The sequence below is a fragment of the Nocardioides rotundus genome (assembly GCF_019931675.1).
Taxonomy (GTDB): domain Bacteria; phylum Actinomycetota; class Actinomycetes; order Propionibacteriales; family Nocardioidaceae; genus Nocardioides; species Nocardioides rotundus.
In genome coordinates this window covers 3,152,332-3,176,508 of record NZ_CP082922.1, presented here as the reverse complement: position 1 = coordinate 3,176,508, position 24,177 = coordinate 3,152,332, and the positions used below count along the sequence as shown (strand labels likewise).

The 24,177-nt window shown below is 72.6% G+C and carries 25 protein-coding genes and 4 tRNA genes; 18 read left to right on the top strand and 11 right to left on the bottom strand.

Annotated features, from left to right (window positions below):
• Positions 1-94 precede the first annotated feature (94 nt).
• The 3 genes from K8W59_RS15720 to K8W59_RS15710 are packed head-to-tail and all read left to right on the top strand — an operon-like array spanning position 95 to position 3,303.
• Entirely contained in the window at positions 95-250 is a 156-nt protein-coding gene (locus K8W59_RS15720; RefSeq protein WP_223395714.1) for a hypothetical protein, read from the top strand.
• 37 nt (positions 251-287) lie between these two features.
• Positions 288-2,570, top strand: a complete 2,283-nt coding sequence (gene purL / locus K8W59_RS15715) for a phosphoribosylformylglycinamidine synthase subunit PurL (RefSeq protein ID WP_223395712.1) — start codon at positions 288-290, stop codon at positions 2,568-2,570.
• Positions 2,571-2,580: 10 nt separating this feature from the next.
• Positions 2,581-3,303, top strand: a complete 723-nt coding sequence (locus K8W59_RS15710; protein WP_223395710.1) for an alpha/beta hydrolase family protein — start codon at positions 2,581-2,583, stop codon at positions 3,301-3,303.
• A gap of 8 nt (positions 3,304-3,311) precedes the next feature.
• Here K8W59_RS15710 and K8W59_RS15705 read toward each other — a convergent pair whose 3' ends face one another.
• Complete coding sequence (locus tag K8W59_RS15705) at positions 3,312-3,791, bottom strand: calcium-binding protein (RefSeq protein WP_223395708.1); 480 nt, start codon at positions 3,789-3,791, stop codon at positions 3,312-3,314.
• Between the two features lie 142 nt (positions 3,792-3,933).
• On the opposite strand from K8W59_RS15705, the gene K8W59_RS15700 reads away from it, so the two are divergent.
• Entirely contained in the window at positions 3,934-4,272 is a 339-nt protein-coding gene (locus K8W59_RS15700; RefSeq protein WP_223395706.1) for a sterol carrier family protein, read from the top strand.
• Between the two features lie 668 nt (positions 4,273-4,940).
• Here the strand turns inward: K8W59_RS15700 and rocD are convergent.
• A complete protein-coding gene (rocD, locus tag K8W59_RS15695) occupies positions 4,941-6,167 on the bottom strand; it encodes an ornithine--oxo-acid transaminase (protein WP_223395696.1) in 1,227 nt (408 codons plus the stop codon).
• An 82-nt stretch (positions 6,168-6,249) separates the two neighbouring features.
• Here rocD and K8W59_RS15690 point away from each other — a divergent pair, with 82 nt between their 5' ends.
• A complete protein-coding gene (locus K8W59_RS15690) occupies positions 6,250-7,611 on the top strand; it encodes a dipeptidase (protein ID WP_223395694.1) in 1,362 nt (453 codons plus the stop codon).
• Between the two features lie 15 nt (positions 7,612-7,626).
• Here K8W59_RS15690 and K8W59_RS15685 read toward each other — a convergent pair whose 3' ends face one another.
• On the bottom strand, positions 7,627-9,270 hold the full coding sequence (locus K8W59_RS15685) for a sensor histidine kinase (RefSeq protein ID WP_223395692.1): 1,644 nt from the start codon (positions 9,268-9,270) through the stop codon (positions 7,627-7,629).
• A gap of 262 nt (positions 9,271-9,532) precedes the next feature.
• Between K8W59_RS15685 and purF the strand changes: the two genes are divergently transcribed.
• From purF to K8W59_RS15670, 3 genes are all read left to right on the top strand, one after another.
• Complete coding sequence (purF, locus tag K8W59_RS15680; RefSeq protein ID WP_223395690.1) at positions 9,533-11,113, top strand: amidophosphoribosyltransferase; 1,581 nt, start codon at positions 9,533-9,535, stop codon at positions 11,111-11,113.
• Between the two features lie 25 nt (positions 11,114-11,138).
• Positions 11,139-12,206, top strand: coding sequence for a phosphoribosylformylglycinamidine cyclo-ligase (gene purM / locus K8W59_RS15675; protein WP_223395688.1), 1,068 nt, complete (start codon positions 11,139-11,141; stop codon positions 12,204-12,206).
• A gap of 142 nt (positions 12,207-12,348) precedes the next feature.
• Positions 12,349-12,537, top strand: coding sequence for a DUF3073 domain-containing protein (locus K8W59_RS15670; protein ID WP_223395686.1), 189 nt, complete (start codon positions 12,349-12,351; stop codon positions 12,535-12,537).
• Positions 12,538-12,546: 9 nt separating this feature from the next.
• Here K8W59_RS15670 and K8W59_RS15665 read toward each other — a convergent pair whose 3' ends face one another.
• The 4 genes from K8W59_RS15665 to K8W59_RS15650 all read right to left on the bottom strand — a co-directional run bounded on the left by K8W59_RS15665 (position 12,547) and on the right by K8W59_RS15650 (position 15,974).
• Positions 12,547-13,623, bottom strand: a complete 1,077-nt coding sequence (locus K8W59_RS15665; protein WP_223395684.1) for a Glu/Leu/Phe/Val family dehydrogenase — start codon at positions 13,621-13,623, stop codon at positions 12,547-12,549.
• Positions 13,624-13,738: 115 nt separating this feature from the next.
• Complete coding sequence (locus K8W59_RS15660) at positions 13,739-14,662, bottom strand: serine/threonine-protein kinase (protein WP_223395682.1); 924 nt, start codon at positions 14,660-14,662, stop codon at positions 13,739-13,741.
• Positions 14,663-14,712: 50 nt separating this feature from the next.
• The gene (locus K8W59_RS15655) at positions 14,713-15,783 is read right to left on the bottom strand and encodes a hypothetical protein (RefSeq protein ID WP_223395680.1); all 1,071 of its coding nucleotides are present in this window, start codon (positions 15,781-15,783) and stop codon (positions 14,713-14,715) included.
• Positions 15,784-15,897: 114 nt separating this feature from the next.
• A tRNA-Phe gene (locus K8W59_RS15650) sits at positions 15,898-15,974 on the bottom strand.
• Between the two features lie 121 nt (positions 15,975-16,095).
• On the opposite strand from K8W59_RS15650, the gene K8W59_RS15645 reads away from it, so the two are divergent.
• The 3 genes from K8W59_RS15645 to K8W59_RS15635 all read left to right on the top strand — a co-directional run bounded on the left by K8W59_RS15645 (position 16,096) and on the right by K8W59_RS15635 (position 16,771).
• Positions 16,096-16,168: transfer RNA gene (locus tag K8W59_RS15645), tRNA-Glu, on the top strand.
• 95 nt (positions 16,169-16,263) lie between these two features.
• Positions 16,264-16,340: transfer RNA gene (locus tag K8W59_RS15640), tRNA-Asp, on the top strand.
• A gap of 89 nt (positions 16,341-16,429) precedes the next feature.
• Positions 16,430-16,771 (top strand): metallopeptidase family protein, encoded by a 342-nt coding sequence (locus K8W59_RS15635; protein ID WP_223399864.1) that lies wholly within the window; start codon positions 16,430-16,432, stop codon positions 16,769-16,771.
• On the opposite strand, the gene K8W59_RS15630 is transcribed toward K8W59_RS15635, so the two are convergent.
• The 3 genes from K8W59_RS15630 to K8W59_RS15620 are packed head-to-tail and all read right to left on the bottom strand — an operon-like array spanning position 16,762 to position 18,427.
• Positions 16,762-17,091 (bottom strand): fluoride efflux transporter FluC, encoded by a 330-nt coding sequence (locus K8W59_RS15630; protein WP_223395678.1) that lies wholly within the window; start codon positions 17,089-17,091, stop codon positions 16,762-16,764. The two genes, K8W59_RS15635 and K8W59_RS15630, sit on opposite strands and share 10 nt — an antisense overlap.
• The gene (locus tag K8W59_RS15625) at positions 17,088-17,498 is read right to left on the bottom strand and encodes a fluoride efflux transporter FluC (RefSeq protein WP_223395670.1); all 411 of its coding nucleotides are present in this window, start codon (positions 17,496-17,498) and stop codon (positions 17,088-17,090) included. The genes K8W59_RS15630 and K8W59_RS15625 overlap by 4 nt, the downstream gene beginning before the upstream one ends.
• Positions 17,495-18,427: an ATP-binding protein gene (locus K8W59_RS15620; protein WP_223395668.1), complete on the bottom strand. Its 933-nt coding sequence runs from the start codon at positions 18,425-18,427 to the stop codon at positions 17,495-17,497. The genes K8W59_RS15625 and K8W59_RS15620 overlap by 4 nt, the downstream gene beginning before the upstream one ends.
• 211 nt (positions 18,428-18,638) lie before the next feature.
• Here K8W59_RS15620 and K8W59_RS15615 point away from each other — a divergent pair, with 211 nt between their 5' ends.
• Complete coding sequence (locus K8W59_RS15615) at positions 18,639-20,138, top strand: NAD(P)/FAD-dependent oxidoreductase (protein ID WP_223395666.1); 1,500 nt, start codon at positions 18,639-18,641, stop codon at positions 20,136-20,138.
• Between the two features lie 138 nt (positions 20,139-20,276).
• Here the strand turns inward: K8W59_RS15615 and K8W59_RS15610 are convergent.
• Positions 20,277-20,349: transfer RNA gene (locus K8W59_RS15610), tRNA-Lys, on the bottom strand.
• 325 nt (positions 20,350-20,674) lie between these two features.
• Between K8W59_RS15610 and K8W59_RS15605 the strand changes: the two genes are divergently transcribed.
• The 6 genes from K8W59_RS15605 (at position 20,675) to K8W59_RS15580 (ending at position 24,166) form a co-directional block, all read left to right on the top strand.
• Positions 20,675-20,878 carry a cold-shock protein gene (locus tag K8W59_RS15605; RefSeq protein WP_056863399.1) on the top strand — a complete coding sequence of 68 codons (204 nt, stop codon included), beginning with the start codon at positions 20,675-20,677 and terminating at the stop codon, positions 20,876-20,878.
• A 167-nt stretch (positions 20,879-21,045) separates the two neighbouring features.
• Positions 21,046-21,204, top strand: a complete 159-nt coding sequence (locus K8W59_RS15600) for a hypothetical protein (RefSeq protein WP_223395664.1) — start codon at positions 21,046-21,048, stop codon at positions 21,202-21,204.
• Between the two features lie 67 nt (positions 21,205-21,271).
• Positions 21,272-21,562 carry a metal-sensitive transcriptional regulator gene (locus K8W59_RS15595; RefSeq protein ID WP_223395662.1) on the top strand — a complete coding sequence of 97 codons (291 nt, stop codon included), beginning with the start codon at positions 21,272-21,274 and terminating at the stop codon, positions 21,560-21,562.
• A 35-nt stretch (positions 21,563-21,597) separates the two neighbouring features.
• Positions 21,598-21,804, top strand: coding sequence for a heavy-metal-associated domain-containing protein (locus tag K8W59_RS15590; RefSeq protein WP_223395660.1), 207 nt, complete (start codon positions 21,598-21,600; stop codon positions 21,802-21,804).
• Positions 21,804-21,962 carry a hypothetical protein gene (locus tag K8W59_RS15585; protein ID WP_223395658.1) on the top strand — a complete coding sequence of 53 codons (159 nt, stop codon included), beginning with the start codon at positions 21,804-21,806 and terminating at the stop codon, positions 21,960-21,962. Before K8W59_RS15590 ends, K8W59_RS15585 begins: the two co-directional genes overlap by 1 nt.
• Positions 21,959-24,166, top strand: a complete 2,208-nt coding sequence (locus tag K8W59_RS15580) for a heavy metal translocating P-type ATPase (RefSeq protein WP_263283256.1) — start codon at positions 21,959-21,961, stop codon at positions 24,164-24,166. Before K8W59_RS15585 ends, K8W59_RS15580 begins: the two co-directional genes overlap by 4 nt.
• Positions 24,167-24,177 lie beyond the last annotated feature (11 nt).

Genomic DNA, 24,177 nt, shown 5'->3' with positions numbered 1-24,177 from the left:
TCGGGGGGTACGGCGCGGGCCCGGGCGGGGTTAGCGTCGAGGGTTCCGGCGGCCGGTGGAGGGCCGGCCGCCATCGTCCCCATCAGGAGGAACCATGCTTCGCAAGCTCCTCAACAGCGCCAAGCGCAGCGCCCAGGGCGGCGGCCGCGGCCGTGGCACCGCCGGCGGGACCCGCGGGGGCGGAGGCGCCAACCGCGACATCGAGCGCGGCGCCCGCCAGGTCGTCCGCGGCCTGCGCAAGCGCCGCTGAGTCGGCGGGGCGCCCGTCGCCCCGATAGGCTGGGCGGGTGCCGGAAGCGACCACCCCACGCGAACCTGCCAGCCTCGACACCGTCGCCGCCGCCGAGGGCGACCCCGGCCGGGACCAGCCCTGGGCCGAGCTCGGCCTGAAGGCGGACGAGTACGCCCGGATCCGGGAGATCCTGGGGCGCCGTCCCACCTCCGCCGAGCTGGCGATGTACTCGGTGATGTGGAGCGAGCACTGCTCCTACAAGTCCTCCAAGGTGCACCTCAAGCAGTTCGGCGAGCTGCCCCAGGAGACGCCCCTGGGCCCGATGCTCGCCGGCATCGGGGAGAACGCGGGCGTGCTCGACATCGGGCAGGGCTACGCGGTCACCTTCAAGGTCGAGTCGCACAACCATCCGTCCTACGTCGAGCCCTACCAGGGGGCGGCCACCGGTGTCGGCGGCATCGTCCGCGACATCCTCGCGATGGGCGCCCGCCCGGTCGCGGTGATGGACCCGCTGCGGTTCGGCCCGCTGGACGCCGAGGACACCCACCGCGTCCTGCCCGGGATCGTGGCCGGGGTCGGCGGCTACGGCAACTGCCTGGGGCTGCCGAACATCGGCGGCGAGGCGGTCTTCGATGAGACCTACGCCGGCAACCCACTGGTCAACGCGCTGTGCGTCGGCGTGCTGCGGCACGAGGACCTGCACCTGGCCAAGGCCTCCGGTGTCGGCAACAAGGTGATCCTCTACGGCGCCCGCACCGGAGGCGACGGCATCGGCGGCGTCTCGGTCCTGGCCTCGGAGACCTTCGACGAGGGCGGCCCGAGCAAGCGCCCCAGCGTGCAGGTCGGCGACCCCTTCATGGAGAAGCTGCTCATCGAGTGCACGCTGGAGGTCTTCGCGGCCGGGCTGGTCGCCGGCATCCAGGACCTCGGCGGCGCCGGCCTCTCCTGCGCCACCAGCGAGCTGGCCAGCGCCGGCGACGGCGGCATGCACGTCGACCTGGACCGGGTGCCGCTGCGCGACTCCTCCCTGGCTCCGGAGGAGATCTTGATGAGCGAGTCCCAGGAGCGGATGATGGCGGTCGTCGAGCCCGGCGACGTGGACAAGTTCCTGGCCATCTGCGAGAAGTGGGAGGTCGAGGCGGTCGTCGTCGGCGAGGTGACCGACACCGGCCGTCTGCGGATCGACTGGCATGGCGAGCAGGTGGTCGACGTACCCCCGCGCTCGGTGGCCCACGACGGACCGACCTATCACCGCCCGTTCGAGCGCCCGGCCCGGCAGGACGAGCTGCAGGCCGCCGGTGCGGACGGCCTGCAGCGCCCCGCCGACGGGGACGCGCTGCGGGAGACCGTGCTGCGGCTGGCCGCGAGCCCGAACCTGTGCGACAAATCCTGGATCACCGACCAGTACGACCGCTATGTCCAGGGCAACACCGTGCTCTCCCAGCCCAGCGACTCCGGCATGGTCCGGGTCGACGCCGACACCGGCCTCGGGGTCGCGGTCTCGACCGACGCCAACGGCCGCTTCGCCCGGCTCGACCCCTACGCCGGCGCCCAGCTCGCGCTGGCCGAGTCCTACCGCAACGTCGCGACCTCCGGCGCCACGCCGCTCGCGGTCTCGGACTGCCTCAACTTCGGCTCGCCGGAGGACCCGGCGGTGATGTGGCAGTTCGCCGAGGCATGTCGTGGCCTCAAGGACGGCTGCGAGGCCCTCGGCGTGCCCGTGACCGGCGGCAACGTCAGCCTCTACAACCAGACCGGCGAGACCGCGATCCTCCCGACCCCGGTGGTGGCGGTGCTCGGCGTGATCGACGACGTGACCCGGCGCACGCCCACCGGCTTCGCCGCGGCCGACCAGCGCATCCTGCTGCTGGGCGAGACCCGCGACGAGCTCAGCGGGTCGGAGTGGGCACAGGTCGAGCACGGGCACCTCGGCGGACTGCCGCCGGAGGTCGACCTGCTCGCCGAGCGCAACCTGGCGCGGCTCCTGGTCGATGCGGCCCGGGCCCGGATGCTGACCAGCGCCCACGACCTCGCCGACGGCGGGCTCTCCCAGGCGCTGGTCGAGTCGTGCCTGCGCAACGACGTGGGCGCCCGGGTGAGCCTGCCCGGCGACCCGTTCGTCGCGCTGTTCTCCGAGTCCACCGCGCGGGTGCTGGTGACCGTCGACGACGAGCACCACGACGCGTTCGCGACCATGGCCGCGGCCATGGGGGTCACCGTCACCGAGCTCGGCTCGACCAGCGCCACGCCCGCGCTGACGGTGGAGGGGCAGTTCGAGCTGCCGCTGGGCGAGCTGCGCGAGGCCTGGACGACGACCCTGCCGGCGGCCCTGGCCTGAGCCGATCGCCATGGAGACCACCCGGCACGCCTACGGCGAGCATCCCAGTCAGTTCGCGGAGCTGACCCGGCCCTCCGGCTCGTCTCGCGGCGTCGTCGTGCTCATCCACGGCGGCTTCTGGCGGGCCGCCTACGGCCTCGACCAGAGCCGCCCGCTCGCCGAGGACCTGGCGCGCCGGGGGTGGACGGTGTGGAACCTGGAGTACCGCCGGGTCGGCGACGGCGGCGGGGTGCCGGAGACCCCCGAGGACGTCGCGACCGCGATCGACCGGCTGGCCGAGGTCGCCCCGGACGTGGACCTGAGCACGGTCATCACCCTGGGCCACTCCGCGGGCGGGCACCTCGCGGTGTGGGCAGCGGGGCGACCGGACCCCGGGGTGCGGGTCACGGGCGCGGTCTCCCAGGGCGGCGTGGTCGACCTGCTCGGTGCGGACCGGGCGAACCTGGGGGACGGCGCCGTACCCGACTTCCTCGGCCACCCCGCCACCGAGGCCGACGCGCGCTGGGACCCGCTGCAGCAGGTCCCTCTCGCGGTACCGGTCCGCTGCGTGCACGCCCCCGACGACGACATCGTGCCGATCGACCAGTCCGAGCGGTACGTCGAACGGGCGGCCGCCCAGGGCGCCGACGCCGCCCTCACCGTCGTGGACGGTGGCCATTTCGGCGTGATCGACGTGTCCACGCCCGCCTGGACGGCGTGCGTCGACGCCGTGGAGGAGCTCTCGGCTCGGTGAGCCCCTGCTCAGTGCGCCCAGTTGATCACCCGCTCACAGCCCGACCAGCTGTCGATCTTCTCGGGCCTGCCCCAATAGGCGACCGTGTCCTTGCCGGCCCCGCACACGAACCGGTCCGGCGAGCCGTCGCGATCGGTATAGACCTGGTCGTCGCCGTCGCCGAGGTAGACGACGTCGGCCGCGCGCCCATCGGCGACCGTGTCGGCGCCGCCCCTGCCGTAGATCGTGTCGGGCCCCAGCTCGCCCTTGAGCCAGTCGGCACCGGGGCCGCCCCAGATCTCGTCGGCCCCGCGGCCGCCGTAGATCTCGTCGTTCCCGCCCAGCCCCGCCAGCCGGTCGTTCCCGGTGTAGCCCCAGATCGTGTCGGCCTGGGCGGTGCCGTCGATCCGGTCGTCGCCGGACGTCCCGTTGAAGGTATCGGCCAGGGCCGGTGTGGCGAGCGCCATCAGCCCGGCGGTCGCCGTGGCTGCGATGATGATCCGCTTCATGGTCTTCCCCCTGATTCGCCGACCGGACGATCCGCGTCGGTCACTATGAAAGACGCCCCGACGGGCGCCGAAGTTGCGACGGTACTCCCGAGCCCAGGCCGCCCACGCCGATTCCGCACCGATCCCGACCCGAGGAGACCCGATGCCCGCCCGACTGCGAACGGCCGACCCCGCCGAGGTCGAGGAGGCACTCGGCGCCGACCCTCGCAGCCCCGAGCAGACCCGGCTGCTGGTCAAGCACTTCCTGGCCGTGCTCGCCGAGCGCGCCCCCGGCCGGTCGGTGGAGGTGCGGGTGCCGCCGTACGCCGCCGCACAGGTGATCCCCGGCGTCCGGCACACGCGCGGCACCCCGCCGGCGGTGGTGGAGATGGACGCCGACACCTGGATCGGGCTCGCCAGCGGGTCGCTCGCGTGGCCCGACGCGCAGGTCAGTGCGTCCGGGGAGCGGGCCGACCTCTCGGCGTACCTCCCGCTGCTCTGAGCGCCGCGCACCCGGCAGCCCGACCGGCCCGCGCCCGGGACGTCATGCGAAGTGGGGAAGCGGTTCTCCGGGGCGTATGACGTCGTACGGCGGCGCGGGGCTTGTGGGGCGGGTGGTGTTGCTGGGGCCGATGATGATCCGGTCGGTCGAAGGGAGGTAGCCAGGCCACGTAAAGCGCGGGGTCGGAGGTGGCTGGGCTACCTCCAGTACGGCGGCCAGGCGGCCCGACCGGCCCGTGCCCGGGACGTCATGCGAAGTGGGGAAGCGGTTCTCCGGGGCGTATGACGTCGTACGGCGCCGCGGGGCTTGTGGGGCGGGGGTGGTTGTTGCGGGGGCCGATGATGATCCGGTCGGTCGAAGGGAGGTAGCCAGGCCACGTAAAGCGCGGGGTCGGAGGTGGCTGGGCTACCTCCAGTACGGCGGCCCGGCGGCCCGACCGGCCCGCGCCCGGGACGTCATCCGAAGTGGGGAAGCGGTTCTCCGGGGCGTATGACGTCGTACGGCGGCGCGGGGCTTGTGGGGCGGGTGGTGTTGCTGGGGTCGATGATGATCCGGTCGGTCGAACGGAGGTAGCCAGGCCACGTAAAGCGCGGGGCCGGAGGTGGTTGGGCTACCTCCAGTACGGCGGCCCGGCGGCCTGGCGGCCTGGCGCCCCAGCGGGGCAGCGGTCAGCCGGCCGTGACGGCCCGGAACGCGTCGATCAGTACGTCGAGGTCCTGCTCCGTGGCGACCAGGGGAGGGGCGAGCCGGACGGTCTGGCCGTGCGCCTCCTTGGCCAGCACGCCCCGGTCCAGCAGCGCCTCGGTGATCGAGCGACCCGTGGCCAGCCCCGGGTCGATGTCGACGCCCGCCCACAGGCCGCGCGCCCGGACCGCGTCCAGGCCGTTGCCGACCATCGAGGCGAGCCCGTCGGCGAGATAGCCGCCGAGCTTCTCCGCGCGGGCCTGGAACTCGCCCTCGGCCAGCATCGCGCACACCTCGGAGCCGATGGCGGCGGCCAGCGGGTTGCCGCCGAAGGTGGAGCCGTGGGTGCCGGGAGTGATCACCCCGAGCACGTCGGCGTTCGCGGCGACCGCGGACACGGGGTAGAGCCCGCCGCCGAGCGCCTTGCCGAGGATGTACATATCCGGGGTGACGTCCTCGTGGTCGCAGGCGAACGTGCGGCCGGTACGGGCCAGGCCGGACTGGATCTCGTCGGCGATCATCAGCATCTCGTGCTTGTTGCACAGGGTGCGGACCCCGCGCAGATAGCCCTCGGGCGGGATGATCACGCCACCCTCGCCCTGGATCGGCTCGAGCAGCACGGCCACCGTGTTCTCGTCGACCGCGGCCTCCAGGGCCGACAGGTCGCCGTACGGCACGACCCGGAAGCCGCCGGTGTACGGCGCGTAGTGGGTGGTCGCGTCCGGGTCGGTGGAGAAGGACACGATCGTGGTGGTGCGGCCGTGGAAGTTGCCGTCCATCGCGACGATGTTGGCCTGGCCGTCCGGGACGCCCTTGACCAGGTAGCCCCAGCGTCGGGCGACCTTGATCGCGGTCTCGACCGCCTCGGCGCCCGAGTTCATCGGCAGCATCATCTCCTTGCCGGTGAGGGCGCAGAGGTCGCGGGCGAAGGGGCCGAGCTGGTCATTGTAGAACGCGCGCGAGGTCAGCGTCAGCCGGTCCAGCTGCTCGTGGGCGCGCTGCAGAAGCCGCGGGTGCCCGTGGCCGAAGTTGAGCGCGGAGTAGCCCGCGAGGCAGTCCAGGTAGCGGTTGCCCTCGACGTCGGTCACCCACGCGCCCTCGCCGGAGGACAGCACCACCCGCAGGGGGTGGTAGTTGTGTGCCGCGTAGCCCTCGGTGAGCTCGATGTGGGCGGCGGTCGGGGTCTGCTCCCGGGTGAGCTCGTCGGTCATGCCGTCATGGTGGCACCGACCCGCCCGGAGGCCAACTCGCCCCGGAGGATCGGTGGGAGGCGGCCTCGATAGGTTGACGACCATGAGCGGTGAGGTGACCTACGACGACCTGGTGTCCCGCGCGCGGGGGACCCTTCCCGGCCTGCGGCGCGAGCTGGAGGACCTGGTGCGGATCCAGTCGGTGAGCGCCGACCCGGCCCGGGCCGAGGAGGTACGGCGCAGTGCGGAGGCGACCCGCGACCTGTTCGCCGCCGAGGGCTGCGAGACCGAGATCGTCAGCGCCGCCTCCGACGGACGGGCCCCGGCCGTGATCGCCCGCAAACAGGGCCCCGAGGGCGCGCCGACGGTGCTGCTCTACGCCCACCACGACGTGCAGCCGGAGAACGACCACGCCGAGTGGGACTCCCCGCCCTGGGAGCCCACCGAGCGCGACGGCCGGCTCTACGGCCGCGGCGCCGCGGACGACAAGGCGGGCATCGCCGCGCACCTGGGCGCGCTGCGCGCCCTCGGGGACGACCTGCCGGTCTCGGTGGTGGTCTTCGTCGAGGGGGAGGAGGAGGTCGGCTCCGAGACGCTGTCGGACCTGCTCGCGGAGTACGGCGAGCGGCTGCGCTCGGAGGTGATCGTGATCGCCGACTCCGGCAACTGGGACATCGGCGTCCCCGCGCTGACCACCAGCCTGCGCGGGCTGGTCCGGGTGGACGTCGAGGTCCGCACGCTGACCCACGCCGTGCACTCCGGCATGTGGGGCGGCCTGGTCCCCGACGCGCTGATCGCGCTCTCCCGCCTGCTCGCCAGCCTGCACGACGACCGCGGCAATGTGGCCGTCGAGGGGCTGCACGCCGGCCCGGCGGCCGATGTGGAGTACCCCGAGGAGCGGCTGCGCGCCGAGTCCGGGGCCACCGCGGGCGTGGAGTGGATCGGCGACGGCTCCGCGGTGGAGCGGCTGTGGACCCGCCCGGCGCTCTCGGTCACCGGGCTGGACGCGCCGAAGGTCGACGGGGCGTCGAACACCCTGGTCCCCGCGGCGCGCGCCCGGATCTCGATGCGGATCGCCCCCGGCGACACCACCGAGAGCGCGCTCGCCGCCCTGATGCGGCACCTGGACCAGCACGTCCCCTGGGGCGCCGAGCTGACCGTCACGACGGTCGACGTCGGCGAGGCGACGGCCATCGACGCCACGGGGCCGGCGTACGACGCCGCCCGGTGGGCCTTCACCCGCGCCTGGGACGGCACGGCTCCGATCGACATGGGCGTGGGCGGCTCGATCCCGTTCATCGCCGAGTTCCTGCAGGCGTTCCCCGAGGCGAGCGTGCTCGTCACGGGCGTCGAGGACCCCGACACCCGGGCCCACGGGGCCAACGAGGGGCTGCACCTGGCCGAGTTCGAGCGGGTCGTGGTGGCCGAGACGCTGCTGCTGGCCCGGCTCGGCGGGCTGGTCTGAGGCCCCCGGGGCCGGTCAGCGGGAGCGCGCCGGCAGCACGATGGTGAACTCCGCGCCATCGCCGGGCTCGGACTCCACCTCCACCCGGCCGCCGTGCCGGGCTGCGACGTGCGCCACGATGGACAGCCCCAGACCGGAGCCGGGGATGCCCCGGGTGGCCGGGTTGCTGCCGCGGTAGAAGTCGTCGAAGATCCGCTGCCGGTCCGCCGGCAGGATGCCCGGGCCGTCGTCGCGGACGGTGAGCCGGACCTCGTCCCCCTCGGTGGCCAGGTGCACCAGCACCCGCCCGCCGGCGGGGGTGTAGCTGAGCGCGTTGCCGACCAGGTTGGTGAGGGCCCGCTCGAGCTCGGCCGCCGAGCCGCGCACCCACAGCACGTCGGGGGTGGCCACGTCGAGCTCGAGCGACTGCTGGCTGGCCACCACGAGGTTGGCGTCGACCACGTCGTGCACCACCTCGGCCAGGTCCACCTCCGCCGGCACCAGCGGGAACTCCGGGTCGTTGAGGCCGGAGAGCACCAGCAGGTCGTCGATCACGATCCGCATCCGGTCCGCCGCGCCGCGGATCGCGGTCATCGACTCCGCGGCCTGCGGCGAGAGCGGCAGCTGACCGGTGACCGCGGTGTGGCCGAAGATCGCCGCCAGCGGGTTCTTCAGCTCGTGCGCCAGCGTCCGGACGAAGGTACGGCGGTACTCGTCGAGCCGACGCAGCTTCTCGGCCACCTCCCGCTCCCGCGCGAAGACCCGCGCCGTCAGCAGCGCACGCCCGAGGTCGTGGCCGATGTCCAGCACCGTCTCCCGCTCGGCGGCCGTCCACGGGTCGTCGCGGTGGTCGGCGGCCATCAGCAGATAGCCGACGCAGGTGGTTCCGGCGCCCAGCGGGACCATGAGGGCGCCAGCGGAGCCCGCGCGTTCCAGGGCACCCCGGAAGGCACGCTCCTCCTGCTCGGCGAGCCCCGAGGGCAGCGGGTCGTCGGCCTGGATGACCGCGGCCGCGTGGTTGGCCCAGTGTTCCTGCGCCTGTTCCCGGAACGCCTTCAACAGGCGCTCCGAGGGCCGCCAGGGGCTGTCGTCCCCGAGCCAGAACGCCTGGACGTACTCCTCGCCGGCCATGCTCTCGATCCACAGCCGGTCGATTTCGAAGGCCTCGATCAGCGCCGGGCCGGCGGCGTCCAGCACCCCCTGGGCGCCCAGCTGTCCGGTGGCGTTGCGCACCACGCGACGTGCGCGGGCGGCCAGGGTGAGGCGGCGTCCGGCCTCCTCGCCTTCGACGGCGGTCAGCACGGCTCGGCGGGTCTGGGCCGCGTATCGCTGCAGCTTGGCCCGCTTCTCCGCGCTCGGGCGGCGGCCGTCGATCGGCTGGTCCACCTGCAGCAGGGCCCGCAGCAGCCCGTCGTCGTCGAAGATGGGCGCGGACAGGCTGTCCTCCGGGTGCCAGGCGTCCGGGTCGTCGCTGGCGCCGGTGCCGTTGGGGGTGTAGGCGACGTACTCCGCCGGGATGGTCACCCGCTCGTGCGGAACGAACTTGAAGTCGCCCCAGGTCTCCCCCTCGGCGATGTGCTCGACCAGGGCGGCCGCGGGCGCGGTCGTGCGCAGCACGGCCGCGCGGTCGGGTACGTCGCCCACGAACGCGGCAAACTCCAACTGACCATCCTCACGCACCAGTGAGATGGCAGCGATCTCAAAACCGACAGCCTCCGCGACGCCTTCGGCAATCAGCTGAAGCGCCTCACGGAAGACAGTGTCGGACCGTGTGTCCTGCACTGTATGTACTACCCCCAGTTATCCCCGCGTTGACCATACGTGGTCATTTCGTCCTTGACTACCCCGACGCACGACTCGGCGGGGATGACCCGCTGTCCGGGACACCGCCCGGAGGCCGTCGCTTCGGCGCGCGTCGCGTCGGCGACGTACACTTCTGGGCGTGAGCGGACCTGCACGCCGACGCGGTGGCGACGGCCGGTTGACGGCTGCGCTGGATCCTCAGGACCTGGGCCCCCAGGACGCCTGTGGCGTCTTCGGGGTCTGGGCCCCGGGGGAGGACGTTGCGAAGCTGACCTACTACGGGCTCTACGCGCTGCAGCACCGCGGCCAGGAGTCGGCCGGCATCGCGGTGAGCAACGGCCGGCAGATCCTGGTCTACAAGGACATGGGCCTGGTCTCGCAGGTCTTCGACGAGTCCACCCTGGAGGCGCTGCGCGGCCACCTGGCCGTCGGGCACGCGCGCTACTCGACCACCGGCGCGCCGACCTGGCACAACGCCCAGCCGACCTTCCACCCGACCCAGCACGGCTCGATCGCGCTGGCGCACAACGGCAATCTGATCAACACCGCCGACCTGGCCACGATGCTGGGGCGCGAGCGGGCCGAGGGCGAGCTGGACCTGAACCTGCGGCCGCCGCCGGAGGCGACCAACGACACCTCCGTGGTCACCCAGCTGCTGGCCCACCACCCCGACACCACGGTGGAGGAGCGGGCGATCGAGCTGCTGCCGCAGATCCGCGGAGCGTTCTGCTTCGTCTGGATGGACGAGCACACCCTCTACGCCGCCCGCGACCCGCAGGGGATCCGGCCGCTGGTGCTCGGCCGCCTGGAGCGCGGCTGGGTGGTGGCCTCGGAGACGGCGGCGCTGGACATCGTGGGCGCCTCCTACGTCCGCGAGGTCGAGCCCGGCGAGATGGTGGTCATCGACGAGGAGGGGCTGCGCAGCCGAACCTTCGCCGAGGCGGCGCCCAAGCACTGCCTCTTCGAGTTCGTCTACCTGGCCCGGCCGGACACGATGATCAACGACCAGCGGGTGCACAGCGTCCGGGTCGAGATCGGCCGCCGGCTGGCGCGGGCGTTCCCCGCGGACGCCGACCTGGTGATCCCGGTCCCGGAGTCGGGCACGCCCTCGGCGATCGGCTATGCCGAGGCGTCGGGGATCCCCTACGGCACCGGCCTGGTGAAGAACTCCTACGTCGGCCGGACCTTCATCCAGCCCAGCCAGACCATCCGCCAGCTCGGCATCCGGCTCAAGCTGAACCCGCTGCGCGACGTGATCGAGGGCAAGCGGCTGGTGGTCGTGGACGACTCCATCGTCCGCGGCAACACCCAGCGCGCCCTGGTGCGGATGCTGCGCGAGGCCGGCGCGCGCGAGGTGCACGTGCGCATCTCCTCGCCGCCGGTGAAGTGGCCGTGCTTCTACGGCATCGACTTCGCCTCCCGGGCCGAGCTGATCGCCAACGGTCTGTCCACCGAGGAGATCTGCCGCTCGATCGGCGCCGACTCGCTGGCCTACATCGACCTCGACGACCTGGTCGAGGCCAGCACGGTGCCCAAGGACAACCTGTGCCGTGCCTGCTTCGACGGGGTCTACCCGGTCGAGCTGCCGGACGAGGAGCGGCTGGGCAAGTACCTCCTCGAGGTGCCGGCCGACGCCGAAGGCGGCGGACGCACGGACGCCGACGGGGTGCATGTCTCCGTGGGCGGTGCCGGGGCGACCGACTCGCTGGACCGTCCCTGACCGCCGCCGTACCACCGGGAGAGTGATGAGCGAGAGCACGGGCGCCTACGCCGCCGCAGGCGTGGACATCGAGGCCGCGGACCGGGCGATCGACCTGATGAGGGAGTGGGTCGACAAGGCGCGCCGGCCCGAGATGCTCGGTGGGCTCGGCGGTTTCGCCGGGCTCTTCGACGCCAGTGCCCTGACCCGCTACCGCAGGCCGCTGCTGGCGACCTCCACCGACGGGGTCGGCACCAAGGTGGCGATCGCCCAGGCCATGGACGTGCACCACACGATCGGCTTCGACCTGGTCGGGATGGTCGTGGACGACCTGGTCGTCTGCGGCGCTGAGCCGCTGTTCATGACCGACTACATCGCCTGCGGCCAGGTGGTGCCGGAGCGGATCGCGGCGATCGTCCGCGGCATCGCCGAGGCCTGCGCGGAGGCCGGCTGCGCGCTCGTGGGCGGCGAGACCGCCGAGCACCCCGGGCTGCTGGACCCGGAGGAGTACGACGTCGCCGGCGCGACCACCGGCGTGGTCGAGGCCGACGACCTGCTCGGACCGGACCGGGTCCGCGCGGGCGACGTCGTGCTGGCCATGGCCTCCTCCGGCCTGCACTCCAACGGCTACTCCCTGGTCCGGCACGTCCTGCTGCAGCAGGCGGGTTGGCAGCTGGACCGCGACGTGCCCGAGCTGGGCCGGACCCTCGGCGAGGAGCTGCTCGAGCCGACCCGGATCTACGCCCGGCCGTGCCTGGAGCTGGCCGCGAGCGGGCACGCCCACGCGATGTCGCACGTGACCGGCGGCGGTCTGGCGGCCAACCTGGCGCGGGTGATGCCCGAGGGGCTCACCGCGGTCGTGGACCGCTCCACCTGGACGCCCGGCCCGGTCTTCGAGCTGGTGCGCTCGGTCGGCGACCTCGCCCAGGCCGACCTGGAGGCGACGCTGAACTGCGGTGTCGGCATGGTCGCCCTGGTCGACGCCGAGGGAGTGGACGCCTCCGTCGCCGCGCTGCGAGGCCGCGGGATCGAGGCCTGGGTCGCCGGCCGGGTCGAGGCCGCGGAGGGCGCCGAGACCGTGCGGATGGTGGGCCAGCACCTCGGCTGGGCGTGATTTCGTCGACATCCCGGGGCCCGGGCATGCGGAATCAGCCACCCATTGGGTAGCGTTGGACCCACGACAGGTGACCAATCAGACCGGGACCCCGCGCTTCGGCGCCCTGGGCCCGGCCAAACGTGCGAGGGGGTCGGACCCTATGGGGCGCGGCCGAGCAAAGGCGAAGCAGACCAAGGTTGCTCGCGAGTTGAAGTACCGGACCCACGAGACGGACTTCGGAGCGCTGGCGCGGGAGTTGCATGGCGACGACCGCAACCAGAGCGAGGACTCGTCGGGCGGCGAGGACTACGACAAGTGGTCCGACTACGCGGAGCGCGACTCCCGCTGACCTGAGCGGTCAGCTGCTCGGCAGCCACATGCCGCGCAGCCGGCCGACGTCGCGCATGCGACGCTCGGCCACCTTGTCCGCCGCGACCGCCGGGGACACGCTCTCCTCCGACGCGAGCCGGAACACCTCGCGGGTGGTGTCGAAGATGCCGCCTGCCCGCTGGTGGGCGCGCTCGAAGCTGAAGCCCTCGAGCTCGTCGGCGACCTGGATCAGACCGCCGGAGTTCACGCAGTAGTCGGGCGCGTAGAGGATGCCGCGGTCCTCCAGGGCCTTCTCGATGCCCCGGTGGGCCAGTTGGTTGTTGGCGGCGCCGCAGACGATCCGGGCGGGCAGCGCGTCCACGACCTCGTCGGTCAGCGCGTGCCCGAGGGCGCAGGGGGCGTAGACGTCGATCTCGCTGCGGACCAGGGCCCCGTTGTCGGCGACCACCTGGACCTGCGGGAAGTCCGCCACGACCTGCTCGACGCTGGGCTGGTAGACGTCGGTGATCACCACCGCGGCGCCGTCCTCGATCAGGTGCCGCACCAGGTGCCGGCCCACCTTGCCCACGCCGGCGACGCCGACGGTGCGGCCAGCGAGCGTCGGCTCGCCCCAGACCGCCTCAGCGGCGGCCCGCATGCCCTGGAAGACGCCGTACGCCGTCAGCACCGAGCTGTCGCCGGCGCCGCCGTGGGCGACCGTGCGGCCGGTGACGAAGTCGCACTCGCGGGCGATGTGGTCCATGTCGTCGCTGAACGTGCCCACGTCGCAGGCGGTGTAGTAGCGCCCGCCCAGCGACTGGACGAAGCGGCCGTAGGCGCGCAGCAGCGCCTCGGTCTTGTCCGCGCGCGGGTCGCCGATGATGACCGCCTTGCCGCCGCCGAGGTCGAGCCCGGCGAGCGCCGCCTTGTAGCTCATTCCGCGGGAGAGGTCGAGCACGTCCTCGATCGCCTCGTCGGTCGAGGGGTACGGGTGGAAGCGGGTGCCGCCCAGGGCGGGGCCGAGGGCCGTGGAGTGCACGGCGACGATGGCCTTCAGGCCGCTGGCGGGGTCGTTGCAGAAGACGACCTGCTCGTGCTCGGAGCCGAGCTCGAAGACGTCGGGCATGGCGGGTGGGCCTCTCTGTGTCGGTGCCGGTCACGGGGTGGTGTGACGCTGACGAGTGCCCGGTCGGGTGTGGTGACCGGGCCCACATCTCCAGACTACGCCGCACGGTCCCGGGTCAGACGACCGCGCCGACCACCAGGTAGGACGCGATGAAGGTGGCGGCCAGCACGAGCAGGCTGAGGACGAGCACGCGGGTCCAGGAGACGGTGGCCGACCCGCTCGCGGGACGGCGCTGGACCTCCTCGCCCTCCCAGCCGGCGCGCAGCGCGCGGGCGAAGGCCCCGGCCGAGGGGTAGCGGTCCTCCGGGTCGTCGGCCAGCGCCCCGGCGACGGCCGTGTCGACGCCCGCGGGCAGGTCGACGAGGAGCGAGGGGCGCGGAGGCTCCGACCCGAGCCGCAGGGCCTCGGGGTCGCGCAGCGTGTGGCCGGTGAGCAGGGTGAAGGCGATCGCGCCGAGCGACCAGACGTCGGTGCGCGCGTCCAGCCGCAGCCCGGCCGCCTGCTCGGGTGCCATGTAGGCCGGGGTCCCGACCAGCTGGGTGAGCCCGCTGGCGTTGGCCATGGCCTTGGCCACCCCCAGGTCGGCGACCAGGACCCGCTCGCCGTCGGGATGGCTGCGCAGCAGCAGGTTCTGCGGCTTGACGTCGCGGTGGATGATCCCGTTCTCGTGCAGCGCGTCCAGCCCGGCGGCCGCCTGCTCCACCAGGTCGACCACCCGCTCCGGGGGCACGGGTCCCGAGCCGAGCAGGTCGGCGAGGGAGCCGCCGTCGGCGTAGGTCATCACGAAGTACGGTGTCTCGCCGACCTCGCCGATGTCGTGCACCCGGACCACGTACTCACTGTCCGCGCGACGCAGGATCCGCGCCTCCTCCACGAAGCGGTCCCGGACGTCGGCGCGCTGGGTCCAGTTGTCGGCCAGCGCCTTCACGGCGACGTCGGAGGACAGGTCGGGATCGTGGTAGAGCCAGACCGACGCGAAACCGCCGCTGCCGAGGCGCCCGACCCGCTCCAGCCGACCGAGTGTCTCGGGGAGGGACATGACCCTCAGTGTGCCGTAGCACCCACCCGTCGGCCGGAGCGGGCTCGCGGTCAGCCGGTGATGCCCAGCACCGCGTCGGCCTCGCTGCGCGCGGTCTCGCGGCACTGGCCGTCGAGCTCGCAGGTGTAGATCACCGTGCCGTTGCCGTCGCCGTCCGTCGCGCCCTTCACCATCAGGGTGTCCTCGTCGAGGAAGGCGCCCCGCTGAGCCCAGTCGGGCAGATCGACCTCGGCCTCCACGGACCCGTCCCAGCTGTTGAGGACGTCGAAGCGGCCCGGTCCGAAGCCGTCGGTGAGGGCGGGTACGGCGAGCAGACGGGATCCGTCGGGGCTGTAGGCCGCCTGCGCGCCGTAGAACCAGTGGCCGCAGTCGATGGTCTTCTTCTGGCTCAGCGTCCCGATGACGGCGCAGCGGTTGCTGTCCGCGTTCGGGTCGCGGTTGGGCCGGTTGCCGGCGATCCTGCCGCCCTCGGCGGAGACGTTCCACTCGCTGAGCCCCTCGGCGAGCACCAGGGGAGACTCGTCGGAGGAGGGGGTGACGGCGTAGACGTAGGACCGCTTGGCCTTCGGTGCCCGCCACTCGGTGGCCACCCGGGTGTCGAGGTAGGCGGCCCGGCCCGTGGGACGAGACCCCCGCCGCGGGCCCACGCTGATCTCGGCCAGCTCCCTGCCGGTGGCGATGTCGCGGACGACGTACCGATCCGACTTCAGGTCCAGCCCGACGAAGCGGGTGCCGTCGGCGTTGACGTCGCCCACGCCGCGGATGAAGGTCACCAGGTCGGCCTGTCCCTCGGGAGAGACCCGGTAGACCCCCTTCGCCGGGTCCTCGCTGCCCGGCGTGGCGGGCTCGGTGGCGAGGTAGCCGCCGTCAGGCAGTCGGCGCACGGAGTTGATCCGGCCCATGCCCTTGACCTCGATGACCTTGTCGCCGTCGTGGATGGCTCCCGGCGTGGCCCACAGCGGTGCGGCCTCCGCGGTGGAGGCGGTGCTCGCGCCGGCCCCGGAGCCCGGCCGGCCGGCGGCCGCGGAGGGCTCGTCGGCGCGGAGCGCCGTGGCTGCGCCTCCCGTCGTGCCGATCACGGCAGCGGTGGCCACGGCGGCGATGTAGGACTGTCTCTTCATGTTTCCCCCTACGTTGTCGTCGTTGTCGTCCTTCGCCCCGTGTGATGCGCGTGGCGGGGGAAAAGGTTGTCAGACGACGAAGGCCGCGCCCTGGCGTCAGGACGCGGCCTCAAGTGGTGGCCAGGGGCGGGGTCGAACCGCCGACCTATCGATTTTCAGTCGATCGCTCGTACCAACTGAGCTACCTGGCCGTGGCTCGTGCGACGTCGTCGACCGAGCGGGCCACACAGTACCGGAGAGGGCCGGACCGGCGAAAATGGGATCGTCCGCGGCGTCCCCTAGGATGGTCCGCGCGCTGCTCCGGCGGCGCTGGCCCCCATCGTCTAGCGGCCCAGGACCCCGCCCTTTCACGGCGGTAGCGCCGGTTCGAATCCGGTTGGGGGTACGGCTCCGGGACGTCGCCCCTGCAGGTGGTGGCCCGGATTGGGAGCGCTGGCCGGTGATGCGTTAGAGTTCCCATCGCTCCACCAGAGCCGATCTGGCCCCGTAGCGCAGTTGGTTAGCGCGCCGCCCTGTCACGGCGGAGGCCGCGGGTTCGAGTCCCGTCGGGGTCGCCAGCAAGTGCCCGGATCTCCCTGAGGTCCGGGCGCTCGCCATTTCCGGGGCTGTGTGCCCAGGTCGGTGCCAGGATGGGCCCGTGGTCGAGATGTCGCGCGCGGAGTTCGAGGAGCTGGTGGCCGACGCGCTCGACGGCGTCCCGGACGAGATCGCGGCGCGGGTGCGCAACCTGGTCGTGCTGGTCGAGGAGGACGCGCCGCCGGAGGATCCCGACCTGCTCGGGCTCTACGAGGGGGTCGCGCTGACCGAGGGGGAGAGCAGTACGGCGGGCCAGCTGCCCGCACGGATCCTGCTCTTCCGGCAGAACCTGCAGGACATGTGCGAGACCCCAGAGGAGCTGGTCGAGGAGGTCCGGATCACGGTGGTGCACGAGATCGCCCACCACTTCGGCATCGACGACGCCCGGCTGCACGACCTGGGCTACGCCTGACCGACCGCGAACCCGGCCGCGCAGAGGACGACCGCGATGAGCACCGTGGTGACGGCGTAGGCCGCCCCCAGCGCCCGGCCCCGGTCATGGGACTGCACCGCGAGCGCGGAGTAGGTCGTCAGCCCGCCGCAGAGTCCGGTGCCCAGCAGGGCGAGCGTCTGTCCGTCGAGCGCGAGCGCGGAGAAGAGGCCGAGCAGGAACGAACCGGCTGCGTTGACCAGGAACGTCCCGGTCGGCCACCGGCCGTCGAGCAGGTGCGCGGCCAGGAACCGCAGCGGCGCCCCCACGGCGGCGCCGAGGGCCACGAGCAGGGCGGTCACTCGTCCCCCTCCTCGCGGTGCAGGGCGGAGCGTTGCGCCGGCGCGGTCAGCCGCGAGGCGAGGTGCACGGCAGCGACACAGGCGAGGAGGGTCCCGGCGAGGTAGGCCGCGGCGACCACGAGCTGCCCGTCGGCCAGCAGCGCACGACTCTGGTCGGCGTACGCGCTGAGCGTGGTGAACCCGCCCAGCAGGCCCGGCCCGAGGGCGTGCACGACGTGCGGGTGCCGGGTGAGGCGCGGCAGCAGGGCGAGGAGGAGCGAGCCGACGACGTTGATCGCGAAGGTGGTCCACGGGAAGCCGGAGCCGTCCGGCACCAGCTGGCCCAGCCCCCAGCGCAGGACGGCGCCGAGCGCGCCGCCGAGGGAGACCAGGACCAGCGTGGCCGTGGTGAGGGGCGGACGGGTCACGCGGACGGCTCGGGCTCGGGCTTCCCGTCGCCGGCCCAGCGCGTGGGCCCGCGGCCGTGCGCCTGGTGCACGAGCTCGCCCAGCAGCCACTCGCTGAAGCGCTTCTGCTCCGAGGTTCGGGCCAGCGAGAGCAGCCGCTCGGCGCGGCAGAACTCGTCGGCGATGTCCAGCACGCCGAGGGTCCGCTCGTAGACCTCGGCCGCCTCCGCGGGCGCCGTGACCTCGATGTCGATCGTGGCGTCGTCGTCGACGACCGCGCGGTCGAGCGCGGCGCCCATCCCGTCGGGGTAGACGCGGCCGAAGTCCTGCAGCGCCTCGGCGAGCTCCTTGGCGACGGGGTAGGCGTCGGCGTGCGCCAGGGAGAGCAGGCGCACCTCGCGCTCGAGGTCCTGGTACTGCCGGTGCAGGCTGAGCGTGGTGGAGACGGGGACCCCCAGCAGACGGACCGGGACCGTCTCGCCGCTCGACTCGGGCGCGGGTTGCTCCGCCCCCTCGGCCTCGAACAGGTCGCCCTCGAGCAGCATGTCCTCGCGAGGCTGGGCCGACGGCTCGAACCAGACCACCTTGCCCTGGCTCTCCAGGGCCGCGCCCCAGGCGATCGAGCAGCGGGCGACGATGCCCAGGCCCCGGCCGTACGTCGTGAGGGCGCCCTCGGGGTCCTCACCGGGCGGGACCGGCGGCACCGGCGGCTGCCGCGACCCGTCGGTCACCTCGACCCGGGGGTGGGCGCGGGTGCCGCGGATGCGCACCGCGATCGGGTCCCCGGCGTGCAGCAGCGCGTTGGTCACCAGCTCGGAGATCCCCAGCTCGGCGCACTCGGCCAGGTCGGAGCGGGAGAGCTCGGTGAAGCGCGCAGCGACCCAGTGCCGAGCGGTCTGGACGGACCGTGGATCGGCTGCGAGTCGGAGTGCTTCGCGAGGGAGGGACACCTGTCGTTTCCGAGGTCGTGGGAGAGTTGGATACCCGCATCGTCGTCCCTGTGGGGTGTCGGCGTCCAGCACCCCACCCTCACAGCCGAGTCGAGACACCGTGCCGACATGTGAGCAAGGTGACCCCCTCGGGGAGGAGGACGGGTGGATGATGAGGTCGGAGAATGGCGTTGAATGAGATGACAGCGTCCCTGTGAGAGGTGTGATCACCATGGCCACCGCCACGACCGAGAAGCCCGAGGGCCGCCACAAGGTGGTGGTGATCGGCTCCGGCTTCGGTGGGCTGTTCGGGACCAAGGCGCTGCGGCGCTCCGACGCCGACGTCACCATGGTCGCCAAGACGACGCACCACCTGTTCCAACCGCTGCTCTACCAGGTCGCGACCGGGATCCTCAGCCAGGGCGAGATCGCCCCGCCGACCCGCGAGGTGCTCGCCGGCCAGGACAACGCCAAGGTGCTGCTGGGCGAGGTCACCGACATCGACCTCGAGGCCCGCACGGTCACCTCCCGGGTGCTCGGCCGCGACACGGTCACGCCGTACGACTCCCTCATCGTCGCCGCCGGCGCCGCGCAGTCCTACTTCGGCAACGACCAGTTCGCCGAGTTCGCCCCCGGCATGAAGTCGATCGACGACGCGCTGGAGCTGCGCGGCCGGATCTTCGGCGCCTTCGAGTGGGCCGAGATCGGCGCCTCCCGCGGCGACAACGTCGACCACCTGCTCACCTTCGTGGTGGTCGGCGCCGGCCCCACCGGCGTGGAGATGGCCGGCCAGATCGCCGAGCTGGCGCACCGCACGCTGCCCAAGGACTTTCGCTCCATCAACACCAAGCAGGCGCGGGTCATCCTGGTCGACGCAGCGCCGCAGGTGCTGCCGCCGTTCGGCGCCAAGCTGGGGGCGAAGGCCAAGCGCGAGCTGGAGGAGCGCGGCGTCGAGGTGAAGCTCGGCGCGATGGTGACCGACGTCGACGAGCGCGGCCTGGAGCTGAAGTACAAGGACGGCACCACCGAGCGGATCGACACCCTCACCAAGGTCTGGGCCGCCGGCGTGCAGGCGAGCCCGCTGGGCCGCACGCTCTCGGAGCAGACCGGCGCGCCGCTGGACCGGGCCGGCCGGATCGCCGTCAACCCCGACCTGACGCTGCCGGGCCACCCGGAGGTCTTCGTCGTCGGCGACATGATCGCCCTGGACAACCTGCCCGGCGTGGCGCAGGTGGCCATCCAGGGGGCGAAGTACGCCGCCAAGGAGATCGACGGCCGGCTCAAGGGCAAGGCGCCGCAGAAGCCGTTCAAGTACTTCGACAAGGGCTCGATGGCGATCATCAGCAAGTTCAGCGCCGTCGCCACCGTCGGGAAGCTGCGGATCAGCGGCATCCTGGCCTGGCTGATGTGGCTGGGCGTGCACCTGGTCTACCTCACCGGCTTCAAGAACCGGGTCTCCGCGCTGATGCGCTGGGCGATCACCTTCATCTCCAACGATCGCTCCGAGCGCACCACCACCGAGCAGCAGATCTTCGGCCGCGCGGCGCTGGGGCGGCTCAAGCGGGGAGCGGCGGACCTGGTGAGCGCGCCCGGGGCCTACGACGCCGCCCGGGAGATGCTGGCCACCTCCCAGCAGCAGGACGAGACCTCCCGCCGCGAGCTCGAGGAGCGTGCTCGCGAGGAGGCCCGGCTCACCGACACCGGGGTCCGCGGCGTGCCGCAGGAGCGCTGAGGGCGCCCGGGGTCGCCGTACCCCTCCTGGGGGCTGGGTCCGCATCACCTTGTCGAGAGTTCGGTCGGCTTGTCGAGTGCTCTGCCGCTCAACACGTTGACCGAACTGTGCGTTACATGTCGGGCTGCGGCGGCGCGGTAGGCCTCCAGGGACTCGAACCCTGAACTAACGGATTAAAAGTCCGCTGCTCTGCCAATTGAGCTAGAGGCCCGCGGCCCGGCAGGAGTACGGCGGGCCGAGCGTGCCGACCCTACCCGGCGCCGGGGCGGGCCGGCGGGGCGGCGTAGGAGACGTCACGCGTCGCCGGACGCGCGGTGACCACTTCGTGAACACCCGGACGGAGGGGTTGGCGGGGGCGGTGGTGTTGGTAGTGTTCACCTCAGCAACAGGTGTGCAAGTTCCTGCAGGTCCAGCCGGGGAGTTTGTGTTCCACCCGGCAGGACCGGGCTTTCGGGCCCAGAAGTGTCGTGTGGCCACATCTGGAGCGGGCCGCCGAAGTGGCGGCTCTCGCCCCGACACAAGGAGTAACGAGCAACATGGCTCAGGGCACCGTTAAGTGGTTCAACGCTGAGAAGGGCTTCGGCTTCATCGCGCAGGAGGACGGCGGCGACGACGTCTTCGTGCACTACTCGGCGATCCAGACGCAGGGCTACAAGTCCCTCGACGAGAACCAGAAGGTCGAGTTCGACGTCACCCAGGGTCCGAAGGGCCCGCAGGCGGAGAACGTTCGCCCGGTCTGACCAGGCAGCACAGGTCTCGGGCACCTGTTCCGAGTCTTCACCTCGGGGCTCCATCCATCCGGATGGGGCCCCGATGGCCATTTCGGGGGATTGCGGTAACCGGCCCCGTGCGGGGATCGTTGTCCTCAGCAAGCATCGGCGGGGGCCGAACAAGGAGGAAGGCAGTCGTGGGCGACCAGTTCGACGTGTCGCTGGAGGACGGCGAGCTCCTCGCAGAGGTGGAGCTGACCACCAACCTGATCATCGCCGCCACCGAGTCCGAGGATCGTCTCTCCACCGAGGAGATCGACCAGATCCTCGGCGTGCTCGACGACGAGGACCACTGAGCCGCCGTACGTCGGCTCCGCGACGCCGCACCTTGCCGATCATACGGTAGGGGGGTATGGTGTCAGCATGGAGCACCAGCACGGGTACATCAGCGCCAAGGACGACTACCTCAAGCGCCTCCGCCGGATCGAGGGGCAGGCACGCGGCCTGCAGCGGATGGTCGAGGAGGAGAAGTACTGCATCGACATCCTCACCCAGGTCTCGGCGATGACCAAGGCGCTGGAGGCCGTCTCGCTCGGCCTGCTCGACGACCACCTCAACCACTGCGTGGTCGACGCCGCCCGGGCCGGCGACGCCGAGGGCGAGGAGAAGATCGCCGAGGCCATGCAGGCCATCACCCGCCTGGTCCGCTCCTGACCGCGCCCACCCGCATCCACGAAAGAGGAGCACCGATGAGCACCACCCAGACCTACATCGTCAACGGGATGACCTGCCAGAGCTGCGCGGCCAGCGTCTCCGAGGAGCTCTCCGAGGTCCCCGGCGTCGAGGGCGTCGAGGTCGACGTCGAGACCGGCGAGGTCGTGGTCCGCAGCGAGGCCCCGCTCGACCGTGCCGCGGTGAAGTCGGCCGTCGACGAAGCCGGCTACCAGCTCGTCTGATGGCCGATCGGGACCGGGTGCTCGCCTACCTCGCCGCGCTGGTGGCCGCCTTCGTGCTGGCCTTCCTGCTCGGGCGGGTCGCCGCGCCCGCCCTCGGCCCGGACGACGCCGAGGAGCACCCGGCCCCGCAGCACTCCTCCATGGTGGTGACCCCGTGACGACGACCCACGACACCCCGGCCGAGCTCGACACCGAGCTGGCCATCACCGGCATGACCTGCGCCTCCTGCGCGCACCGGATCGAACGCAAGCTGAACAAGATGGACGGGGTCACGGCGTCGGTCAACTACGCCACAGAGAAGGCCAGCGTCCACCACGCCGCCGGGGTCAGTACGGCGGACCTGCTGGCAGTCGTCGAGGCGGCCGGCTACACCGCAGCCCTGCCCGAGGACGGCCGCGACGACGGCGAGGCCGAGCTCGCGTCGCTTCGGCGTCGGCTGCTCGTGTCGGCCGCCCTCAGCGTCCCGGTGATCGCGATGGCGATGGTGCCTGCGCTGCAGTTCCCCGGGTGGCAGTGGGTCTCGCTCGTGCTGGCCACCCCCGTGGTCCTGTGGGCCGCCTGGCCCTTCCACCGGGCCGCCTGGACCAACCTGCGGCACGCGGCCACCACGATGGACACCCTGGTCTCGGTGGGCGTGCTCGCTGCCTTCGCCTGGTCGCTCGTCGCGCTCGTCGTCGGCAGTGCGGGGGAGATCGGGATGGTCCACGGCTTCGACCTGCGTCCGGCCCGCAGTGACGGGCTGGGCAACATCTACCTCGAGGCCGCCACCGGCGTGACCACCTTCCTGCTGGCGGGGCGCTACTTCGAGAAGCGCTCCAAGCGCCGGGCCGGCGACGCCCTGCGCTCGCTGCTGGAGCTCGGCGCCCGAGAGGTGACCGTCCTGCGCGACGGCGTAGAGGATCGGGTCCCGGCCGACAGCCTCACCGTCGGCACCCGCTTCGTCGTACGCCCCGGCGAGAAGATCGCCACCGACGGCGTGGTCGAGGACGGCCGCTCGGCGGTCGACGCCTCCATGCTCACCGGCGAGCCGGTCCCGGTCGACGTCGGCCCCGGGTCCGAGGTGGCCGGGGCGACCGTGAACACCTCCGGCCGACTGGTCGTGCGCGCCACCCGGGTCGGCGCCGACACCCAGCTCGCGCAGATGGCCCGCCTGGTCGAGGAGGCGCAGACCGGCAAGGCCGAGGTGCAGCGCCTGGCCGACCGCATCTCCGGCGTCTTCGTGCCGATCGTGATCGCGCTGTCGGTGGCCACGCTCGGCTTCTGGCTAGGCACCGGGAGCGGTGCGACCCTCGCCTTCTCCGCCGCCGTCGCGGTCCTCATCATCGCCTGCCCCTGTGCGCTGGGCCTGGCCACGCCGACGGCGCTCATGGTCGGCACCGGTCGGGGCGCCCAGCTCGGCATCCTGATCCGCGGTCCCGAGGTGCTGGAGTCGACCCGGCGGGTCGACACGGTCGTGCTGGACAAGACAGGCACCGTGACCACGGGCGCCATGTCCCTGGTCTCGGTGACCGCTGCCCCCACCACCTCCGAGCAGGAGGTACGGCGCCTCGCCGCGGCCGTCGAGTCCGGCTCCGAGCACCCCATCGCCCGTGCGGTCGTCGCGGGCTGGGACGGACCCCCGCCGCCCGTCACCGGCTTCGTCAACCGCGAGGGACGCGGGGTCGAGGCCGACGTGGACGGTCGCCGGGTGGTGGCCGGTCGTCCGTCCCTGGTCGGGGAGCCCGAGCCGGGCTCGGTCCTGGCCGGGGCGCTGGAGGCCGCCGAGGCGCAGGGGCGTACGGCGGTGCTGGTCGGCTGGGACGGCGTACCCCAGGGCGTCCTGGTCGTCTCCGACACCGTCAAGGACACCTCCGCCGAGGCCGTCGCCCGCTTCCGCGAGCTCGGGCTGGAGCCGGTGCTGCTCACCGGCGACCACGAGCGCGCCGCCCGGGCGGTGGCCGCGCAGGTCGGCATCGAGCGGGTCGTGGCCGGCGTGCTCCCGGCCGGCAAGGTCGACGAGGTCAAGCGGCTGCAGGGCGAGGGGCGCGTCGTCGCGATGGTGGGCGACGGGATCAACGACGCCCCGGCCCTCGCGCAGGCCGACCTCGGGCTGGCGATGGGCACCGGCACGGACGTGGCGATCGAGGCCAGCGACCTCACCCTGGTCCGCGGGGACCTCCGGGTCGCCGCCGACGCGGTCCGGCTGTCCCGCCGTACCCTCGCCACGATCAAGGGCAACCTGTTCTGGGCGTTCGCCTACAACGTGCTCGCGCTGCCGCTGGCCGCCGCCGGCCTGCTGACCCCGATGATCGCCGGCGCCGCGATGGCCCTCTCCTCGGTCTTCGTGGTCTCCAACAGCCTGCGGCTGCGCCGCTTCCGCTGATCCCTCGGGCC

What these genes read in the sequence shown, in the direction of transcription:
- K8W59_RS15635 (WP_223399864.1), top strand. Translation starts at nt 16,430, where the DNA reads ATGTCGCGCGCGGAGTTCGAGGAGCTGGTGGCCGACGCGCTCGACGGC.
- K8W59_RS15585 (WP_223395658.1), top strand. Translation starts at nt 21,804, where the DNA reads ATGGCCGATCGGGACCGGGTGCTCGCCTACCTCGCCGCGCTGGTGGCC.
- K8W59_RS15605 (WP_056863399.1), top strand. Translation starts at nt 20,675, where the DNA reads ATGGCTCAGGGCACCGTTAAGTGGTTCAACGCTGAGAAGGGCTTCGGC.
- K8W59_RS15665 (WP_223395684.1), bottom strand. Translation starts at nt 13,623, where the DNA reads ATGCCCGACGTCTTCGAGCTCGGCTCCGAGCACGAGCAGGTCGTCTTC.
- K8W59_RS15670 (WP_223395686.1), top strand. Translation starts at nt 12,349, where the DNA reads ATGGGGCGCGGCCGAGCAAAGGCGAAGCAGACCAAGGTTGCTCGCGAG.
- rocD (WP_223395696.1), bottom strand. Translation starts at nt 6,167, where the DNA reads ATGACCGACGAGCTCACCCGGGAGCAGACCCCGACCGCCGCCCACATC.
- K8W59_RS15720 (WP_223395714.1), top strand. Translation starts at nt 95, where the DNA reads ATGCTTCGCAAGCTCCTCAACAGCGCCAAGCGCAGCGCCCAGGGCGGC.
- K8W59_RS15655 (WP_223395680.1), bottom strand. Translation starts at nt 15,783, where the DNA reads ATGAAGAGACAGTCCTACATCGCCGCCGTGGCCACCGCTGCCGTGATC.
- K8W59_RS15595 (WP_223395662.1), top strand. Translation starts at nt 21,272, where the DNA reads ATGGAGCACCAGCACGGGTACATCAGCGCCAAGGACGACTACCTCAAG.
- K8W59_RS15615 (WP_223395666.1), top strand. Translation starts at nt 18,639, where the DNA reads ATGGCCACCGCCACGACCGAGAAGCCCGAGGGCCGCCACAAGGTGGTG.
- K8W59_RS15690 (WP_223395694.1), top strand. Translation starts at nt 6,250, where the DNA reads ATGAGCGGTGAGGTGACCTACGACGACCTGGTGTCCCGCGCGCGGGGG.
- purM (WP_223395688.1), top strand. Translation starts at nt 11,139, where the DNA reads ATGAGCGAGAGCACGGGCGCCTACGCCGCCGCAGGCGTGGACATCGAG.
- K8W59_RS15660 (WP_223395682.1), bottom strand. Translation starts at nt 14,662, where the DNA reads ATGTCCCTCCCCGAGACACTCGGTCGGCTGGAGCGGGTCGGGCGCCTC.
- K8W59_RS15705 (WP_223395708.1), bottom strand. Translation starts at nt 3,791, where the DNA reads ATGAAGCGGATCATCATCGCAGCCACGGCGACCGCCGGGCTGATGGCG.
- K8W59_RS15590 (WP_223395660.1), top strand. Translation starts at nt 21,598, where the DNA reads ATGAGCACCACCCAGACCTACATCGTCAACGGGATGACCTGCCAGAGC.
- K8W59_RS15710 (WP_223395710.1), top strand. Translation starts at nt 2,581, where the DNA reads ATGGAGACCACCCGGCACGCCTACGGCGAGCATCCCAGTCAGTTCGCG.
- K8W59_RS15700 (WP_223395706.1), top strand. Translation starts at nt 3,934, where the DNA reads ATGCCCGCCCGACTGCGAACGGCCGACCCCGCCGAGGTCGAGGAGGCA.